The organism is Pseudomonas sp. NFACC39-1, from assembly GCF_900110355.1.
GTDB lineage: Bacteria > Pseudomonadota > Gammaproteobacteria > Pseudomonadales > Pseudomonadaceae > Aquipseudomonas > Aquipseudomonas tehranensis.
In genome coordinates this window covers 316,915-334,844 of sequence record NZ_FODL01000006.1, presented here as the reverse complement: position 1 = coordinate 334,844, position 17,930 = coordinate 316,915, and the positions used below count along the sequence as shown (strand labels likewise).

The 17,930-nt window shown below is 61.3% G+C and carries 17 protein-coding genes; 5 read left to right on the top strand and 12 right to left on the bottom strand.

Translation table 11 applies throughout. The features are described from left to right. Positions 1 to 55: 55 nt before the first annotated feature. The 4 genes from BMY45_RS15730 to BMY45_RS15715 form a co-directional block, all read right to left on the bottom strand. Positions 56 to 436, bottom strand: a complete 381-nt coding sequence (locus BMY45_RS15730; RefSeq protein WP_092399358.1) for a DUF1850 domain-containing protein — start codon at positions 434 to 436, stop codon at positions 56 to 58. Beyond that, positions 433 to 2,460, bottom strand: a complete 2,028-nt coding sequence (locus BMY45_RS15725) for a TRAP transporter permease (protein WP_092399141.1) — start codon at positions 2,458 to 2,460, stop codon at positions 433 to 435. Before BMY45_RS15725 ends, BMY45_RS15730 begins: the two co-directional genes overlap by 4 nt. 80 nt (positions 2,461 to 2,540) lie before the next feature. Beyond that, positions 2,541 to 3,491 carry a TAXI family TRAP transporter solute-binding subunit gene (locus BMY45_RS15720; RefSeq protein WP_092399139.1) on the bottom strand — a complete coding sequence of 317 codons (951 nt, stop codon included), beginning with the start codon at positions 3,489 to 3,491 and terminating at the stop codon, positions 2,541 to 2,543. A 111-nt stretch (positions 3,492 to 3,602) separates the two neighbouring features. Next, positions 3,603 to 4,622, bottom strand: coding sequence for a LacI family DNA-binding transcriptional regulator (locus tag BMY45_RS15715; protein WP_092399356.1), 1,020 nt, complete (start codon positions 4,620 to 4,622; stop codon positions 3,603 to 3,605). A gap of 178 nt (positions 4,623 to 4,800) precedes the next feature. Here BMY45_RS15715 and BMY45_RS15710 point away from each other — a divergent pair, with 178 nt between their 5' ends. The 3 genes from BMY45_RS15710 (at position 4,801) to BMY45_RS15700 (ending at position 8,502) form a co-directional block, all read left to right on the top strand. Then, entirely contained in the window at positions 4,801 to 5,967 is a 1,167-nt protein-coding gene (locus BMY45_RS15710) for a Gfo/Idh/MocA family protein (RefSeq protein ID WP_092399137.1), read from the top strand. Beyond that, on the top strand, positions 5,964 to 7,064 hold the full coding sequence (locus BMY45_RS15705) for a sugar phosphate isomerase/epimerase family protein (RefSeq protein ID WP_092399135.1): 1,101 nt from the start codon (positions 5,964 to 5,966) through the stop codon (positions 7,062 to 7,064). Before BMY45_RS15710 ends, BMY45_RS15705 begins: the two co-directional genes overlap by 4 nt. 205 nt (positions 7,065 to 7,269) lie before the next feature. Then, positions 7,270 to 8,502 (top strand): nucleoside permease, encoded by a 1,233-nt coding sequence (locus tag BMY45_RS15700; protein WP_092399133.1) that lies wholly within the window; start codon positions 7,270 to 7,272, stop codon positions 8,500 to 8,502. Positions 8,503 to 8,517: 15 nt separating this feature from the next. Here the strand turns inward: BMY45_RS15700 and BMY45_RS15695 are convergent, their stop codons facing one another. Continuing rightward, the gene (locus BMY45_RS15695; protein ID WP_092399131.1) at positions 8,518 to 9,174 is read right to left on the bottom strand and encodes a polysaccharide lyase family 7 protein; all 657 of its coding nucleotides are present in this window, start codon (positions 9,172 to 9,174) and stop codon (positions 8,518 to 8,520) included. Between the two features lie 237 nt (positions 9,175 to 9,411). Here BMY45_RS15695 and BMY45_RS15690 point away from each other — a divergent pair, with 237 nt between their 5' ends. Beyond that, a complete protein-coding gene (locus BMY45_RS15690; protein WP_047227691.1) occupies positions 9,412 to 9,747 on the top strand; it encodes a lipoprotein in 336 nt (111 codons plus the stop codon). A gap of 69 nt (positions 9,748 to 9,816) precedes the next feature. Here the strand turns inward: BMY45_RS15690 and BMY45_RS15685 are convergent, their stop codons facing one another. The 3 genes from BMY45_RS15685 to BMY45_RS15675 all read right to left on the bottom strand — a co-directional run bounded on the left by BMY45_RS15685 (position 9,817) and on the right by BMY45_RS15675 (position 12,112). Next, positions 9,817 to 10,371, bottom strand: a complete 555-nt coding sequence (locus tag BMY45_RS15685; RefSeq protein ID WP_092399129.1) for a thioesterase family protein — start codon at positions 10,369 to 10,371, stop codon at positions 9,817 to 9,819. 438 nt (positions 10,372 to 10,809) lie between these two features. Continuing rightward, complete coding sequence (locus BMY45_RS15680) at positions 10,810 to 11,190, bottom strand: RidA family protein (RefSeq protein ID WP_047227689.1); 381 nt, start codon at positions 11,188 to 11,190, stop codon at positions 10,810 to 10,812. Positions 11,191 to 11,329: 139 nt separating this feature from the next. Continuing rightward, positions 11,330 to 12,112 (bottom strand): MBL fold metallo-hydrolase, encoded by a 783-nt coding sequence (locus tag BMY45_RS15675; RefSeq protein ID WP_092399127.1) that lies wholly within the window; start codon positions 12,110 to 12,112, stop codon positions 11,330 to 11,332. Between BMY45_RS15675 and BMY45_RS15670 the strand changes: the two genes are divergently transcribed. Then, positions 12,098 to 13,174: a GlxA family transcriptional regulator gene (locus tag BMY45_RS15670; RefSeq protein WP_256573660.1), complete on the top strand. Its 1,077-nt coding sequence runs from the start codon at positions 12,098 to 12,100 to the stop codon at positions 13,172 to 13,174. The two genes, BMY45_RS15675 and BMY45_RS15670, sit on opposite strands and share 15 nt — an antisense overlap. 14 nt (positions 13,175 to 13,188) lie before the next feature. Here BMY45_RS15670 and kefC read toward each other — a convergent pair whose 3' ends face one another. The 4 genes from kefC to BMY45_RS15650 all read right to left on the bottom strand — a co-directional run bounded on the left by kefC (position 13,189) and on the right by BMY45_RS15650 (position 17,694). Then, positions 13,189 to 15,015: a glutathione-regulated potassium-efflux system protein KefC gene (kefC, locus tag BMY45_RS15665; RefSeq protein WP_092399125.1), complete on the bottom strand. Its 1,827-nt coding sequence runs from the start codon at positions 15,013 to 15,015 to the stop codon at positions 13,189 to 13,191. Position 15,016: 1 nt separating this feature from the next. Then, entirely contained in the window at positions 15,017 to 15,538 is a 522-nt protein-coding gene (gene kefF / locus BMY45_RS15660) for a glutathione-regulated potassium-efflux system oxidoreductase KefF (RefSeq protein ID WP_092399123.1), read from the bottom strand. 102 nt (positions 15,539 to 15,640) lie between these two features. Continuing rightward, a complete protein-coding gene (locus tag BMY45_RS15655) occupies positions 15,641 to 16,987 on the bottom strand; it encodes a sensor histidine kinase (protein WP_092399121.1) in 1,347 nt (448 codons plus the stop codon). Beyond that, positions 16,984 to 17,694 (bottom strand): response regulator, encoded by a 711-nt coding sequence (locus BMY45_RS15650; protein WP_092399119.1) that lies wholly within the window; start codon positions 17,692 to 17,694, stop codon positions 16,984 to 16,986. The genes BMY45_RS15655 and BMY45_RS15650 overlap by 4 nt, the downstream gene beginning before the upstream one ends. Positions 17,695 to 17,930 lie beyond the last annotated feature (236 nt).

Here is a 17,930-nt window from a genome sequence, read left to right as displayed (position 1 = left end):
TGTTCCCACAATAAATCCCCTCGCCACAGCGTTCTGTTTGGACCAGGGGACCTGGTTATCCGCAACTCCATAACTCCACAGTCGGCTGGCTTGCCTTGGGCGGTCCGAGCCAATGGCTCATCGGCTGGCAAGCCCCGTCGAAGCACAACTGGTAATCACCCGCCTCGGGTGTTCGCCCCAGTTTCAGCGGTTGCAGGGGCGGCAACCGGCGCTGATAGTGCCAACTGCCGTTTTTCAACCGGGCACCGTCCGGAACTTCCATGCCGGCGCCGTTGCCCCTGACCCTGGCTTCGCCCAGAACCAGGCCTTGTTCAGTCACACGGTAATCTTCCTCCCACCGGATTTTCTCGATGGTGTGATTCCACGCCAGGGTGAAATCAGTGACAGGAAGCTGGGCCCAGACCGCACCGGCCAGGCCCAGGCACAAACCGATCACGCCAAGGCCCGTCCAGTGCGCCGCGAGCGCCATACGTGTTGAAAGATCAGCAGGGCCCCCAACAGGAAGCCGATCTCATCGGTCAGCGGCAGCGCCACGACCAACAAAGCCCCGGCGGCAAAACACATCAGGCGTTCCCAGATCGGCATTTTCTGTTGCAGGTAGCCGGTGGACGCCATGCCCCAGAGCCCGACCGCCAGCATCGTCTTGATCAGCATGTAAGCGGTCATCCATAGGCTGTCGCCCTGGAGCATCAGCGCCGGGTTATAGACGGCCATGAATGGAATGACGAAGCCGGCAAGGGCGATGCGCACCGCCCAGAAGCTGATTTTCAGCCCCGTTTCCCTGGCGATGGGCGCAGCGGCGAAGCAGGCCAGTGCTACCGGCGGCGTCAGGTCGGCGAGGATGCCGAAATAGAACACGAACATATGCGACACGATCAGCGGCACGCCCAGTTCCAGCAGGGCGGGCGCGGCGATCGAGCTGGTGATGATGTAATTGGGAATGGTCGGAATGCCCATGCCCAGTACGAGGCAGGTGAGCATGGTCAGGATCAGCGACAGCAGCAGGTTGTCTTTGCCGATGGCCAGGATGTAGCCGGCGAAGGTCGACGCCACACCGGTCAACGACACCACGCCGATGATGATCCCCACCAGGGCGCAGGCAATCCCCACCGGCACCGCATGCCGCGCGCCGTCCACCAGTGCGTGCAGGCAAACCGTCAGGGTTTCCCGCGCGCCTTTGATGAACCAGCAGATCGCCACCAACACCGCGATCACCGCAAATATGACGCCGATGCCTAACTGGAAAAAGCCCACGCACAGGATGCCCAGGGCGATCCAGAAAGCGCAGCGCATTGCAAAACTCGACACCCGCAAAATGATCGCCGAGCCGAGAATCACGATGGCGGTGAGCGCCAGTCCGACCATGCCGGAAAACAGCGGCGTGCGACCGGAGAACAGCAGGTAGATCAGCACGGCGAGGGGGATCAGCAGATACCAGTTTTCTTTGACGGCGCCCAGCGCGCTGGGGCATTGGTCTTTGGGCAAGCCCTTGAGATTGGAGCGCTTGGCTTCCAGGTGAACCATCCAGAACACCGAGCCGAAGTACAGGCACGCGGGAATCAGCGCCGCTTTAGCGATCTCAACGAATGGCACGTTGATGGTCTCGGCCATGATGAACGCCACGGCGCCCATGATCGGCGGCATCAATTGACTGCCCATGCTCGAGGTGGCTTCCACGCCGCCGGCAAACGCGGCCTTGTAGCCGAAGCGTTTCATCAGCGGGATGGTGAATTGCCCGGTGGTCACGACGTTGGCGATGCCGGAACCGGTAATGGTACCCATCAAGGCAGAGGAGGCCACGGCTACTTTGGCCGGGCCGCCGAGCTTGTGGCCGAACAGGCCCATGGCGAAGTCGGTGAACAGTTTGATCATTCCGGCCTTTTCAAGAAAGGAACCGAACAGAATGAACAGGAAAATGTAGGTGGCCGATACGTAGGTGGGCGTGCCGTAGAGGCCCTCGGTGCCAAAGGACAGTTGATTGACGATCTGATCGAAGCCGTAGCCGCGATGGGCCAGCTCGCCCGGCAAGTATTCACCGAACAGCCCATAGGCCAGGAACAACCCGCAGATCAGCGGCAGGGCAATCCCCATCACTCGCCGCGCCGCTTCGAATACCAGCACGATCAAAACGATACCGATGATCAGGTCCGTGGACGTCAAGTCACCGGAGCGCTGGATCAGGTCAGACTCGAAGACCCATTGGTACGCGGCCGTGGCGATGCCAGCCAGGGACAGCACCCACGCCAGGGGTTGCCAGGGGCGGCTTGCGCCATAGGCGGGATAACTGAGGAACACCACCCACAACAGGAAACCCACGTGCACGGCACGCAGCACCTGGCTGGAAATGGGGGAGAAGGCGGCGGTGATGATCTGGAATACAGAAAACAGCAGGGCCACGTAGAACAGCGTCTTGGGCCAGTCTCGTGGGTCGGAGGGAAGACCGTGCTGAATTTCACTCATTAACTGAAAGCCTCTTGTCTACATCGAAGGTGCGAACCAGGAGGGTGCAACGGCGATCATCGCCGCTGCACCGGGTCGGTCTACAGCGCGCCGACTTCCTTGTAGTAGCGCTCGGCACCGGGATGCAGAGGGATAGGCAGGTTCTTCGCGGCATTTTCCAGCTTGATGTCCTTGGCCGCCGAATGGGCGTTGCCCAGGCGAGTGAGGTTATCGAACATCAGCTTGGTCATCTGATAGGCCACTTCGTCCGAAACGTCTGCGCGGGTGACCAGGATGTTGGTGATGGCCACGGTCGGCACGGCTTCGGCCTGACCGTCGTAGGTATTGGCCGGAATATCTGCGCTCAGGTAGGCCGGGTTGCCGATCTTCGCCACCACGTCTGCCGGGATCGACACATAGTTCAGCGCCATGGTCGAGGCCAGGTCACGAATGGCCGCCATGCCAAGCCCGGAGGACTGGAGCGTGGCATCCAGTTGACGGTTCTTGATCAGGTCCACCGATTCGGCGAACGGCAGGTACTGGACCTTCATGTCGCTGTAGCTCAGCCCTGCGGCCTTGAGGATGGCCCGCGCATTGAGCTCGGTACCGGATTTGGCCGCTCCCACGGAGATGGATTTACCCTTGAGGTCGGCCAGGGTCTTGATGCCCGATTCCTGGCTGGCAACGATCTGGATGTAGTTGGGGTAGGCGCCGGCGATGGCCCGCAGTTTGGTCAGAGGGGCTTTGAAACCGGCATCTTCCACGCCGTTCTTGGCGTCCGCCACCGAGTCGCCCAGCGCCAGTGCCAGCTCTCCGCGACCGGCCTGCAGCAGGTTGAGGTTTTCCACCGAGGCCTTGGTGGCCTGTACCGAGGTCTTGGAACCTTCGATCCCGTTGCTATAAATCTGCGACAGGCCGACCCCGATTGGGTAATAAACCCCGCTGGTGCCCCCCGTCAGGATGTTGATGTACGCCGGGGCTGCCTGGGCTGTGGTCGTGACCACCAGGGCTGCTGCGGCGGCCAGAAGGGTAAAACGCTTGTTGACTCGCATGGGAAACTCTCCGTCTTGTTATGGCTTTATGCAGAGTAGTGCCACTGTAGTCGAAACGGGCCCGCAGGTGGCGAGTCAATAGCGCATCAAAAGGTGATGGGCATCGTTTTTTTAAGCTTCCTTGTTAAACGCCGGGCTTGGCGCGGCGCTGCTGCCGCGCACGGTCAACTCGAACGGCAGCACGACATGGCGTTCGGCAATCGGCTTTTTCTCGATCAGGGCGATCAGCATATGCACCGCTCTCTGGCCGAAGGTTTCGGCAGGTTGGGACAGGGTGGTCAGCGGTGGATCGCAATACGCGGCGAAAGGAATGTCATCAAAACCCACCAGTGAAATGTCCTCGGGCACCCGCAAGCCCATTTGCTTGATGCGCTTGAGCGCGCCAATGGCCATCTCGTCGTTTTCACAAAACAGCGCGCTGGGGCGCTCGGCCAAGGCCAGCATGGCGCCGGCCCCCTCGTAGCCGGCCTTCAGCGTGAAGTCACCGTGACAGATCAGGCTTGGGTCGGCGGCGATACCGGCCTGGCACAAGGCATCCTGATAACCGGCCACGCGGTCCAGGGTCAGGGGACTGCTTCGGGGCCCTTTGATGATGCCGATGCGCCGGTGGCCGAGGCCGATCAAGTGTTCGGTCATGGCCTGGGCGGCGGCCCGGTTGTCGAGGCTGATGGTCGGGTAGGGCGCGCCCTTGACCACCTCGCAGGCGTTGACCAGCGGTAAGCATTCGGCGCCCGCGGGAAGCGATTCGAACGGGTTGCTCGCCCGCAACTGGATCACCCCGTCGGCCTGGTGCGCGTAGACGAGGGCGGCAAATTCGCGCTCGATTTCGACCTGGCCCTGGGTGTCGCACAACAACAATCGATAGCCGGCCGCCTGCGCAGCCTGCTGGGCCCCGCTGATGACCCGGGCGAAAAAGGTGTTGGCGATGGTCGGGACCAGTATCACCAGGTTGCCGGTTCGCCGGGAGCGAAACTGCACGGCCATCAGGTTGGGCCGATAACCGGCCTGTTCCACCGCCGCATTAACCTTGTCCCGAGTCTGGGGCAGCACCCGTTCGGGAGATTTCAGCGTTCGGGAAACCGTGGCCACCGAAACACCGGCCAGCCGCGCCACTTCACGGATATTGGACAAAATCACCTCGATTCGGCGCCAGGAATGCCGGCACGGTTGGGGAGCTTACCGCAGGTTGCGCGTCGCACAAATGCTCATGCATGTGCCAACGGGTTTGACATGCCGCAAAACTGAGCCTAGATTTCCGCCATGATGTAACCGGTTACATTGTCATCAGTCCCAGCCTAAGAGAGTCGCGATGAATCCTGTAGCAGCGAAAATAAGAATGGGCTTTGTCGGCGGTGGAGAGGGCGCTTTCATTGGCCAGGCCCACCGTCAGGCCGCGGGTCTGGACGGTGGTTTTGACTTGGTGTGCGGTGCGTTCAGCCGTGATGCGCACAACAATCAGCAGACCGGCGCGGCCCTGGGCCTGGCTGCAAACCGTTGCTACAACGATTGGCAAGGCATGCTCGACAGCGAAGCGGCGCTGCCGGCGGACCTGCGCATGGAACTGCTGGTCATTGTCACCCCCAATCATCTGCACGCCCCCATCGCCAGTCAGGCGCTGAAGGCGGGGTTTCATGTGCTCAGTGAAAAGCCTGCCGCTTTGAATCTGGGTGAATTGCTGGCCCTCAAGCAAGTGCTTGAAAGCAGCGAGCGGCTCTACGGCCTGGCTCACACCTACCTGGGTTATCCGATGGTCTGGCAGGCCCGGGAGATGGTGCGCACCGGCGTGATCGGCACGGTGCGCAAAGTGCTGGTCGAGTACCCCCAGGGCTGGCTCAGTCAGGACGTCGCCGGGCAAGGCAACAAACAGGCCGGCTGGCGTGACGATCCTGAACAGTCAGGGTTGGGTGGTTGCATTGGCGACATCGGCACCCATGCGTTTTCCCTGGCGGAGTTCGTCGCCGACCAACCCATCGAACAGATATGCGCGGCATTGGGCACCCACATTCCGGGCCGGCAACTGGACGACGACGCGGCGATGCTGTTGCGCATGGCCGGCGGCGCCAGTGGCGTGCTGATTGCCAGTCAGGTCTGCGCGGGTGAAGAGAACCCGCTGAAAATCCGCCTGTATGGCGATAAGGGTGGCTTGGAATGGCGCCAGGAAGAGCCGGCCAGCCTGATCCATCGTCCCATCGACCAACCGTTGCGAGTCTTGCGTTCCGGTGTTGGTCAGCCCTGGCTGTGCGAGGCCGCCCGCCAGCGGATGCGTCTGCCGGCCGGCCATCCTGAAGGTTATCTGGAGGCCATGGCCAACCTCTACGGTGATTTTGCCCGTGCCATACGGGCCGCGGCACCAGGACCAGACGCCCCCGGCGTACCCGGTATCGAAACCGGTCTGCGGGGCATGGCCTTTATCGAAGCGGCCATCGCCAACCATCGTGGCGATACCAAGTGGACCGCACTGGCCTGCACACAATGAATCAGGAGAGCCCCGCCGTGAATCCCATTGCCCAAACACCGACAGGCCTGCGTGGCCCAGGTATTTTCCTGGCGCAGTTCATGTCCGCCGACGCGCCTTTCGACACCCTGGCGAACATCGCCCAATGGGCGGCCTCACAAGGTTACAAGGCCATTCAACTGCCGACCTCGGGCACGCAATACATCGACCTGGCTCGCGCCGCCGAGAGCCAGGATTACTGCGACGAACTCAAGGCCATTTGCGCCCAGGCCGGTGTCCAGATCAGCGAGTTGTCGACGCACCTGCAAGGCCAGTTGGTGGCGGTGCATCCGGCCTTCGACGCGCTGTTCGACGACTTCGCCCCGGCCCATCTGCGTGGCCAGCCCCAGGCACGAACCGAATGGGCGATCGAGCAATTGAAGCTCGCTGCCCGCGCCAGCCAGCGCCTGGGCCTTAGCGCCCATGCGACGTTTTCCGGTGCGTTGCTGTGGCCGTACCTGTACCCGTGGCCGCAACGTCCCTCTGGCCTGGTGGAGCAAGGGTTCGCCGAACTGGCCCGACGCTGGCGGCCCATTCTGGATTGCTTCGACGCAGCCGGCGTGGACCTGTGCTACGAAATCCATCCGGGTGAGGACTTGCATGACGGCGCCTCGTTCGAACGCTTTCTGCAGGCCGTCAATCATCACCCTCGGGCGGCGATCCTCTACGACCCCAGCCATTTGCTCCTGCAACAGATGGACTACCTGGGTTTCATCGACCGCTACCACGAACGCATCCGCATGTTCCACGTCAAGGACGCCGAGTTCCGGCCCGACGCCCGTTCCGGTGTGTACGGCGGTTATCAGGGCTGGGTCGATCGTCCCGGGCGGTTCCGTTCGCTGGGCGATGGCCAGATCGATTTCAAAGCGATCTTCAGCAAACTGACCCAATACGATTTCAGCGGCTGGGCGGTGTTGGAATGGGAGTGTTGCCTGAAGGACGCGCAACAGGGCGCCGCAGAAGGCGCGGCGTTCATCCGCCAGCACATGATCAGCAAAACCCGAAAGGCGTTTGACGATTTTGCCGGGGTAACGGCCGATGAGGATTCCAACCGGCGGCTGTTGGGCCTGCTGAGGTGAGCCTGTATCAGGCCCAGCACAGCACCCTCTGGCGAAGGGACTTACTGTGGGAGCAAGGCTTGCCCGCGATGAAGTTAACGCGGTCCCTGGGGAAATGAGGCGCCTGTATCGCGGGCAAGCCTTGCTCCCACAATGAATCCTGTAGCCACAAAGGCTGTGTTCGGCTTTGTTTTTTCACAAGAACAACAATAAAACGGTGACAGTCATGACCATGATGAATGCACGCTTGAGCGTGATGATGTTTCTGCAGTTCTTTATCTGGGGCGGTTGGTTCGTCACCCTGGGGACCTTTCTGTCCAGCACCCTGGGCGCCAGCGGTGGGCAGATCGGCATGGCGTTTTCCACCCAGTCCTGGGGAGCGATCATTGCCCCCTTCGTGATCGGCCTGATCGCCGACCGCTACTTCAATGCCGAACGCATCCTGGCGGTGCTGCATCTGTTGGGCGCGGTGTTGTTGTATCAGCTGTATTCGGCGGCGGATTTCAGCGTGTTCTACCCGTACGTGCTGGCGTACATGGTGATCTACATGCCGACCCTGGCCCTGGTCAATTCGGTGGCGTTCCGCCAGATGCGCGACCCGGCGCTGGAGTTCTCCCGCATCCGGGTGTGGGGCACGATCGGCTGGATCGTCGCGGGCGTGGTGATCAGCTTTGTGTTTGCCTGGGACTCGCGCGAAGCGATCTCGGCAGGCGGCTTGCGCAATACCTTCCTGATGGCGGGCATCGCCTCGCTGGTCTTGGGACTCTACAGCTTCACGTTGCCGGCCACCGCACCGCTCAAGGCGCAAGCGAGCGCAGGTGGTGTCAAACAACTGCTGGGTCTGGATGCCCTGGGCCTGTTGAAGGATCGCAGCTACCTGGTGTTCTTCATCGCCTCGATCCTGATCTGCATTCCCCTGGCGTTCTATTACCAGAACGCCAACCCGTTCCTGGCCGAAACCGGCATGAGCAACCCCACGGCAAAAATGGCCATCGGGCAAGTCTCCGAAGTGCTGTTCATGTTGCTGTTGCCGCTGTTCATCCAGCGCTTTGGCATCAAGCTGGCGCTGCTGGTCGGCATGTTGGCCTGGGCGCTGCGTTACGTGCTGTTTGCCTACGGCAATAACGGCGACCTGGCGTTCATGCTCTTTACTGGCATTGCCCTGCACGGCATCTGCTATGACTTCTTTTTTGTCTCGGGGCAGATCTACACCGACGCCAAGGCGCCGGAGCGTTTTCGCAGCTCAGCCCAGGGGCTGATCACGCTGGCGACTTATGGCGTTGGCATGCTGATCGGCTTCTGGGTAGCGGGGCAGGTGACCGATCACTATGCCGTGGACGGCGGCCATGAGTGGAAAAACATCTGGCTGTTCCCGGCCGGTTTTGCGCTGCTGGTGTTCGTCTGCTTCCTGTTTACCTTCAACGGCCGGCAGGCGGTCGTGGCCGCTTCAAAGGCTTGAGGTGCTGGACGTCAGTCATTTATGGCTGACGTCCAGTTTGGTGTAGGTCACTTTCCCGCCTTCGCTGGAAGAACCGACGTTATCCAGCGTGTAGACGCCGGCCTTGAAGTAGAAGTTGTAGGGATGCCAGGAGCGGTCCAGCTTCACCTGCTTGCCAACGTTGTTGATCAGCACCGTGAGCTTGCCTTGCTTGTCCATTTGCAGGGAGTAGCTGAAGGTTTTGTTCAGTGCCACTTTCGGCACGGTATAGATCACCGGGCTCTTCTTGTCCTTGGGTTTTACCCGATATTCCACATCAATGTTGCCGGTGCCCTTGGCGTAGCGATACACCAGTTTCAACAGCGGCGTAGGGGCATCCTTGGCGTGGATCTGCGCCACGACTACGCGGCCTTGGGAGGGAACCTGGTTCACCGCCAAGGTGCCTTTGAGGGTATTGACGCCGCTGTTGTAACGCCAGTTGCGCAACTTGCCGTCTTTGGTGGTTTCGCGCAATTCAGAGCGTGGGTAGTCACTTTTACCGGTATGGGAGCCGTTCACCGGCGCCCAGAAGATAATCCGCTCGCCTGAGCGGTTGAAGTATTTGTTCTGCAGCTTGGGCATGGCCTTGGTCGCCACGACCTGCGCCGGGGTCTGCACGGGCAGGGTGATGTTCCAGACAGTCAGATCAATCATGGTCAATGCTCCAACGGAATCGGCCATCACGCATCAGCCGCAATGGGCAGGATTACCTTCCGTGGCACAGTGTCCATGGTATCGACGAGCGACCGTTTCGCTGCAGAGGCAACTGACGAATGGCTCTGCGCCGAGCCTTGGGGCGGGTTGAGCGCAGTGATGTCAATTTGACGCTGATCGGTTAGAGTACGCGCCGCCCGAGAGATGGATCCCGGGCGTTTTCTCATGGAGTATTCAATGAACCACCTCAGCAAAATTGTCGCCTGCGCACTGGTTGGCCTGGCCCTGGCGGGTTGCACCGGCACCCCGATGAAAACCAAGCAATACGACAGCAGCCAATACACCGTGGTCGGCCACAGTGAAGCGAAAGCCACCGGCTTGCTGCTGTTTGGCATGATCCCGATCCGCCAGAACAACCGTTTCGTGCGCGCTCAGAATGCCGCGATCCTGGCCAAGGGCGGCGACGCCATGATCAACACCCAAGTGCAGGAAGACTGGTTCTGGGCCTGGGTCCTGACCGGTTACACCACCAAGGTGTCCGGTGATGTGGTCAAGCTGAAAACCGTTCAGTAAGACTCACGCTGTTGTGGGGGAGGGATGTGCAGTGCCGGCTGGCGCGGATCGATGTCAGTCATGACCCGTTCAGCCAACCGTACGCCCACTTTCCTCCTCCCGAAGCGTAAGGCTCATGCCATCGCAGCTTTGCGACCAGGCGCTGAGCCATTCGGGCATGGCCGGTGACTGTTCGGCCAGCCCCAATGCGCGAATAAACTCTCCTGGTGCAATCGTGCCCTGGGCCGAGCGGAACAGACCGCGCATCATCACCACGCCCACCACACGTCCCTGGCTCAGGAAACGGTGTTCCATGAAGGTCCACTTCTCGTCCCAGCCCAGCAAGCGAGTGTGCACCTCGAACGCCTCGAACAGCTTCAGCTCCCGGCGAAACTTGCCCCAAACATCCCCCACGATCGGCACTGCCCGGTTGCGCAAAGCCACTTTGTAGGCGCCGCTGCGCAACACGTAATCCATTCGCCCAACGTCGGCCAGCGTGAAATAACGTCCGTTGGTGACGTGGCGGTTGAGGTCCAGGTCCAACGGCCACACCCGCATGCGCACCACGGTGGTATCCAAGGGGCCGGTCGGCTTGCGCCAGGGACGACGAAACAGCATGAGCAACAGTCGGAACCAGAGATTCATAAATACGCCCGCAAGGGTGGAAAACGCCGCACTTTAGACAGCCGCGCAGGCTTGGGCTAGGTGCGCAAATGACTGTTTTCGTGGAAATCGCGCATTTGGGACATGTCCGGCGGTTGCAACTGATCAGGAATTTGTGGCGAGGGAGCAAAGCTCTCATGGAACAAACTACAACCTACTGACTTTTAATCTGCAAGCACAACTCGGCAATGTGATCTCAGTTAGGCGAGTGCGCCTCTTTTGTGGCGAGGGGATTTATCCCCGTTGGGCTGCGTAGCGGCCCTAAAGCAGTTAACGCAATCTTCCTGGCGCACCGAGTTGCCTGGTTTGGGGACTGCTACGCAGCCCAACGGGGATAAATCCCCTCGCCACAAGGGGCACTTTGGATTGACCTTAGGGGGGGCTTCAAACTCAGCGCTGAGTGTTCAACAAGCCGCTATCTCAGCCTTTGGCCGCCATCGCCGTTACTTCCACCCGCATCCCTTCAACCGCCAGCGCCGCTACGCCTACTGCGGCGCGTACCGGCCAGGGTTTGGCGAAGAAACGCTGGTACACCTCGTTGAAGGCCGCGCGGTCGGCCATGTCGGTAAGGTAAATCGTCAGGTGCAAGACCCGGTCCATGGAACTGCCGGCGCCTTCCAGGGCCGTCTTGAGTGCCTGCAATGTGCATTCGCTTTGCAAGGTGATGTCACCCAGTTCCAGGCTGCCGTCAGGGCGAGTGGGAATCTGGGTGGAAACCAGCAGGCCGCCGAAGCCGGCGACGTCGGAAGAGATGGAGTCCGCGTCCGGGTCGGGGATGAACGTGATGTCTTGGTTTGCCATGAAAGCCTCTTGTTCAGGAAAGGGTAATGGGGCGGTCGCGACGCAAGCGGCCAGTTTACCGTCCATCGTCGAGCCTTTCGTGATTTCCTTTCTCTACTCATGTACGCCTGCGTCTGATGACCGAGTTGGACGGGCTGGTTCAGCCAGGCTGGAACACCAACGTCTCGCCATCTTCCGGTACCCGTATCCGACCTTCGAGCCCGGCCATCGCGGCGGCGTCGCGCAGTGCTTTGCGCGTCGTCGGGCAGTGGCTGATCGCTTCGAGGTGATTAGCAACCACGGTCCCGCGAGACAAGCGGGCGAACGCCAGGGTTTCCTCGATGCCCATGATGATGTCGCCACCTAAATCGAACCTCGCCCCGCCTGCCGGCACCACGCTGACCTGCGGTTGATGGTGCAAGACGAACTCGCGCACGGCGGGGCTGAGCAGGGTGTCGCCGGTGAGGTAGACGCTGGGTTCGCCAGGCAGCTCGATCAGGTAACCGACGCCGTGCTCCATCAGCTTGCCCACCAGGCCGTGCCCATGGGTGCACCTGACTGTACGGATAGTGCCGCCCAAAAACGCGCCGGGCTGTTGGTGTTCCTTGGCAAGCGGCTGGGCATTCAAGCCCCGCTTGGCGAGATAGGGGGCGTCATGGGGTGTGCAGATCACCGGGATCTGTTTTTCCCTCAACCACCGCTTGGCGGCTCGGTCCAGATGATCGAAATGACCTTTCTGGCAGTGCGTGATCAGACAGTGAGTCACGGCCTCCAGGTCGCCAGCCGTAGACGCTGGCAGTTCCACCAGTGGATTGCGCTGGGTGGCGCCGAACAACCGAAGTGGCGGCAGCATACCTTTGCCGGCCAGCATCGGATCGACGAGCACACGATACGGGCCGGATTCAAGGATGATCGTGGCGTTACGAATTTGCTGAATTTTCATGGAGCGTTCCTTTTTTGGGCGAGCGCTTCATGGTGTCGATCGGCGGTGATGGGCATAATGGCCGAATCTGACATCATTGATTCATTTCAAGCCATGCCTCAAAAACTTCGTGTCGGTCTACTCTTGTTTCCCGGTTGCATGCCTGCCGGCCTGTTTGCGTTCGCCGATCTGCTGCATGCGGTCAACCGCAGAAGCGGCCGGGTGTTGTTCGAGGCGACTTATGTCGCCCTGCAAGCAGGCCCGGTAACCTGTGCACATGGCATAAGCCTGCAAGCGCAGGCGGCCCTGGGCCGTTGCGAACTCGACGCCGTCCTGGTCCCCGGTTTCTGGGCCGAATCGGCCGAGCAGGTGAACGCGGTACTTGCTGGGCAGACGCAACTGTTGAAAGCCCTGTCGAAACGTCCCCGACGCCTTCAACTCTGGGCTTACTGCACAGGTGTTTGCCTGCTGGCCGCCTGCAGGCAATTGGACGGGCAGGGCGCGACGGTAACGTGGTGGCTGGCTCAGGCGATGCAGGCGCAGTATCAAAAAGTCCGTTGGCAAAGCGATCAGAACTGCGTGTTCAATGAGCGAACCGCCACTGCTTCGGGGGTGAATGGTTATTTGCCCATCGCGGAAAAATTGATCGAACAGAGCGTCAGCCGTGATGTGCTGCGCGACATTACCCGGCTCATGGTGCTTGCGCGCCCAGCGATTTCTCACGCGGCGTTCCAAGGGATCGCCCTGGTCCAGCAGCCCGATGGGTTGCTGCGTCGGTTGCATGGGCTGATCGAGCAAATGCCAGCGGAACACATCACGGTCAAGGCGCTGGCGGGGCGGCTCGCCATGTCCGAGCGCACGCTCGCGCGCAAGGTCGGCAGCGAAACGGGTCAGACCGTCGCAGCGTACGCCCGCTGCATCAAGCTGAATCAGGTCAGCGAACGCCTGACGTTGACATCATTACCCCTCGCCAGCATCGGCGCCGAGCTGGGTTTCAGCAGCAGTTCCAACCTGCAACGGATGTTCAAGACGCTGACCGGGCTGACGCCGGTGGAGTACCGGCGCCAGTTCGGGCGGGTGTGACGCCGGGGGATGGATCAGCTGCGTGCCTCATCCGTCTCGTTTCGATGATGGTCAGGCCAACTGTCGACGGGGCGTGCACGGTCTTCGTTGAACATTTCGGTGAGCAACGCGTTGGCGCGCTGGTAGGCGTCGTGCCTGAACTTGAGGTCGTCTTCCGGCTGGGCGACGATTTCCTCCAGCATCTGCAGATTCAAACGACGGAACTGATCCGCGCGCTCGCGTGCTTCGTAAGCCCCGACACCCATCTGCACCAGCGCATTTCGGCCCAATGCCAACGCGCTCTCGAAGGTTTCCCGCTCGGCGGTCTCTACGCCCATCTGCCGCAGGGTGATCAGGTGCCCCATGTCCCGCGCACGGACGATCAGTTTCAACGCGGGGAAGTGCTCCTGGGCCAGTCGGGTCAGCGTCAGGTTGTCCTGCTGGTCGTCAATCGCATTGATCAGCACCACCGCCTGGCCGGCGCCGGCCGCGTGGAGCAGATCGAGGCGCGTGGCGTCGCCGTAGAACACTTTTACGCCGAATTTGCGCAGCGTCTCGATGTTATCGGGGTCATGGTCCAGCACCACCACCTCGACGCCGCAGGACATCAACAGACGCCCGGCGATCTGCCCGAAGCGGCCGAACCCGGCGATGATCACCCGTGGGTTCTGCTGATCGACGAGGTCGGATTCCTGGCGGTTTTTCTTGGTGGCGGACTCTACTCGATCCAGCAGCAGGATCAGCAACGGCGTCAGGCACATGGACAGGGCCACCGCCAGCGTCAGGCTCTTGCCCCACTGGTCGGTCAGAATGCCGGCCAGCGTGGCGGCGCCGAACACCACGAAGGCGAACTCGCTGCCCTGGCCCAACAACACCGCCTGCCATGAGCGTTGGCCGGCAGGGACGTTCAGCAAACGGCTGACGCTCTTGATCACCAACAATTTGATCAGAATGAAACCCAGGGTCAGGGTCATGACCTTCAGGGGAGCATTGATCAGCGTGCCGAAATCGATCGACATGCCGACACCGATAAAAAACAACCCCAGCAGCAAGCCTTTGAACGGTTCGATGTCGCTTTCCAGGGCATGTCGGTATTCAGAACTGGCCAGCAGCACCCCGGCGAGGAACGCGCCCATGGCCATCGACAAGCCGGCCTCTTCCAGCAGAAAACCGAAGCCGAACACCAGAAACAGCGCCACGGCGCTGAAGATCTCACGCAGGCCCGACCGCGCGGCGAAGCGCAACAGCGGGCGCGTCACGTAGCGCCCCAACAGCACGACGACACTGATGGCTACGACGATCTTGATGATCGAAAGCACCAGGGCGGTGCCGGACGGCGTGTCGCCGTGGGCCGCCAACAACGGAATCATGGCAACCAGGGGAATGGCCGCGATGTCCTGGAACAGCAGAACGGCAAAGCTGCTGCGTCCGACGGCGGTCGACGTCAGGTTGCGCTCGTTCATCGCTTGCATGGCGATGGCCGTGGAGGACAGGCTCAGGGTCAGGCCGACCAGCAGCGCGGCCGTCCAATTCAGCCCCAGGGCCGCGCAGAACACCGCGATTGCCCCGCCACAGGCGAGCATCTGCAAGGCGCCGCCACCGAACACCATCCTGCGCAGCGCCCAGAGCCGCTTGGGATCGAGCTCGAGCCCGATGACGAACAGCATCAGCACGACGCCGATTTCGGCGAATTCCAGAATCGCCTTTACGTCAGTAACGAGCTTGAGTCCCCACGGGCCGATCACGCACCCGGCCAGCAGATAACCCAACACCGGGCCCAGGCCCAACCTGACGGCAATCGGCACGATCAACACCGCCGAACCCAGGTAGATAAGCAGTTCAATCAGGCTGTGAGTCTCCATATCAATCTTCCTTCCAGGAGGCCAGGCGTGCGCTGTAGTGTTCGATTTGTGCGTCCAGGTTTTCGCACGCGCCGGCATACGCGCCGTGTACCACGACCGGCTCCAGCCAGCGCATGTGGCAGTAGAGGGCCGTTGCGTGGAGGGGCTGGGCCAGCACCTGGAAGCCCGGGTTGGCGCCGATCTGGAAATGATCGTGGTTGCCACCCGTGGAGACGGCCCATAGCAGGGGCTTGTCTTTGAGGGCTGTGGCGTCTCTGCCATAGGCCCAGCCATGGGTGAACACTTTATCGATCCACAACTTCAGCAGCGGCGGCATGCTGTACCAATACATCGGGTGTTGGAGAACGAGCAGTTGGCTCTGTTCGATGGCGCGCTGTTCGGCCTCGACGTCGATGTCGAAGTCCGGATAAAGATCGTAGAGAGAGCGTATGACCACGTCCGGATTGCTGGATGCCCGCTGGAGCATTTGCTGGTTGACCGATGATTGGTCAGGGTAGGGGTGGGCGTAAATGATCAGAATCATCAGGGCAATTCCGGTAGGCCGGTCCTGGTCAAAAGGCCGGATATCCTACCGAGGAAGGCGCGTGTTGTTTAGAACATTGTTTGCTGGCGTGTCGTGCCAGGGTCAATTGAGCGGCAGCGAGACCTTGACCTCCAGGCCGCCACCGCGCCGATTCCTGAGGGTCAGCGTGCCGCCATGCTCCAGCACCGTCGCCCGCGCTGCCGACAGCCCCAGCCCGACACCACCGGTGTTCTTGTTGCGCGAGCCTTCGATGCGAAAGAACGGCGCGAAGACTTGCTCGTGGAACTGCGGGGCGATACCTGGCCCGCGGTCGTGGACGCGAATCTCGACGCGGTCCATGAACGCCTTGAGCTGAACGCCCGGCTCGCTGCCATATTTACTCGCATTGTCGATCAGGTTGACCAGCGCGCGCTTGATCCCGATGGGCCGGCCCACGTAAACGAACCGTTGAGCGCCCTCGAATGAAACCTCGGTGCCGGCATCCTTGAAGTCGTCGACGACGGTGTGCAGCAGTTCGGCCAGGTCGAACGCGGTGGCGTGTTCGAGCCGAGCTTCGTCGCGGAAGAATTCCAACGCGCAATTGACCATCGCCTGCATTTCATCCACGTCCCTGAACAGTCTCGACTGCTGCTCGGCATCCTCAATGAATTCCCCGCGCAGGCGCATGCGGGTCAAAGGGGCGCGCAGGTCGTGGGAGATGGCGGCGAGCATTTGCGTGCGGTCCTGGACGAAGTGCTGGAGCTGGGCCTGCATGGCATTGAACGCGAGTATCGCCTGACGGATTTCGTGGGGGCCGACCACCGGGATGGGCGGCGCCTTGAAGTCCACGCCAAAGCGCCTGGCGCCCTCGGCGAAGCGTTCCAGCGGGGTCGCCAGGTGCCGCGTGGCAATCAGGCCGACGATGAACGTCGATAAAAGTATCAGCCCGATAATGATCAGGTTGCGCATCCATTCCTTCATGCCCCAACTGCGAGAGGGGACGGAAAACTCTACCCAGGAATGGTCGGCCAGTTGGATGAGGACCGCGTAGCGTCTGTCTGGCGCATCGGTCGGCCAATCGCCGGGTTCGTAGGCCTCTACCCTGGCCTCGGGCCGGCCCAGTTGCTTGCGCAGGAACGCCGAGCCCTCACTGAACTGCGAGTCGTCGATCAGCGGCAGTCGCGCGTCTTCCCGGCGGGGTAACCAGTGCGCGGCGAACGCCTGGTCGCTGGCCGCCCTGGCGATATCGGACCGTTGTCCGGGCGCCACCGAGTCGATGATGCGCGTGATGGTGGCGGCCTTATCCATCAGGCCGGTTTCCATCAGGGGAGGGCGTGCCCAGGTCCCAGCCAGCAGGCCGAACAGCTCGTTCAGGGCCAGTAACGTCAGCATGGCGAGCATGGTGGTCAGGGCAATCCAGCGGGCTACCGTATCGCGTGGTCGACGGAAGGCTGAGTGCCGGGGCTTCATCGCTTCACCACATGGGGACTGAAGAGGTAACCGCTGTTGCGAATGGTGCGGATCATCGATGGGCCATTGATATCGCTCTCCAGCTTGCGGCGCAGCCGGCTGACCTGGACGTCGATGCTGCGATCGAAGGCGTCGTAGGTTTCGCCGCGGGCCAAGTCCAGCAGTTGCTGGCGAGTGAGGACCCGGCGCGGGTGTTCGGCAAAGACCAGCAGCAACTCAAACTCGCCGGTGGACAGCGGGATCATGACTTTGTCGGGTGAGCGCAACTCGCGACGGGTGACGTCCAACTGCCAGTTTTCGAATTCCAGAATCAGCCGCGAGGTGCTGTTCAGCGTGCCCCTGGCTTCGCCGGTGCGCCTGAGCACGGCGCGCACCCTGGCCAGCAGCTCGCGCGCATCGAACGGCTTGGTCAGGTAATCGTCCGCCCCCAGCTCAAGACCGACGACCCGATCACTCAACTCACCCATGGCCGTGAGCATGATGATGCCGACCGTATGCTCGGCCCGCAGTCGCTGGCAGAGCACCAGCCCACTGTCCCCTGGCAACATGACATCGAGGATGATCAGGTCCGGCAACCGACGCGCCACCGCCTGCCACAGCGCGGCACCGTCGGCGGCCACTTCGACGCTATAGCCATGTTGCTCGAGGAATTTGCGCAAGAGGGCGAGGACTTCGAGGTCGTCGTCCACCAGTAATAGATGGCTCACAGTGGGCACGCAGGGCAATGAATACAGAAGGGGATACTAGGGTCAATCCGGGGCCTGCGTCATATATTTCAACTCGGTAACAAAGTTGCCGAAGGGCAATGTTGTGGAAATCTTCAGGCAAAGAATCAGGGGCAGGATCGCCCCATGTCAGTCAGTTAAAAATAGCCCGCCAACAAGGATAGGTGGATGGCTGTGTTTCCCCTAACTGACCGGTATCGCCCCAATTTCTCGCCGAG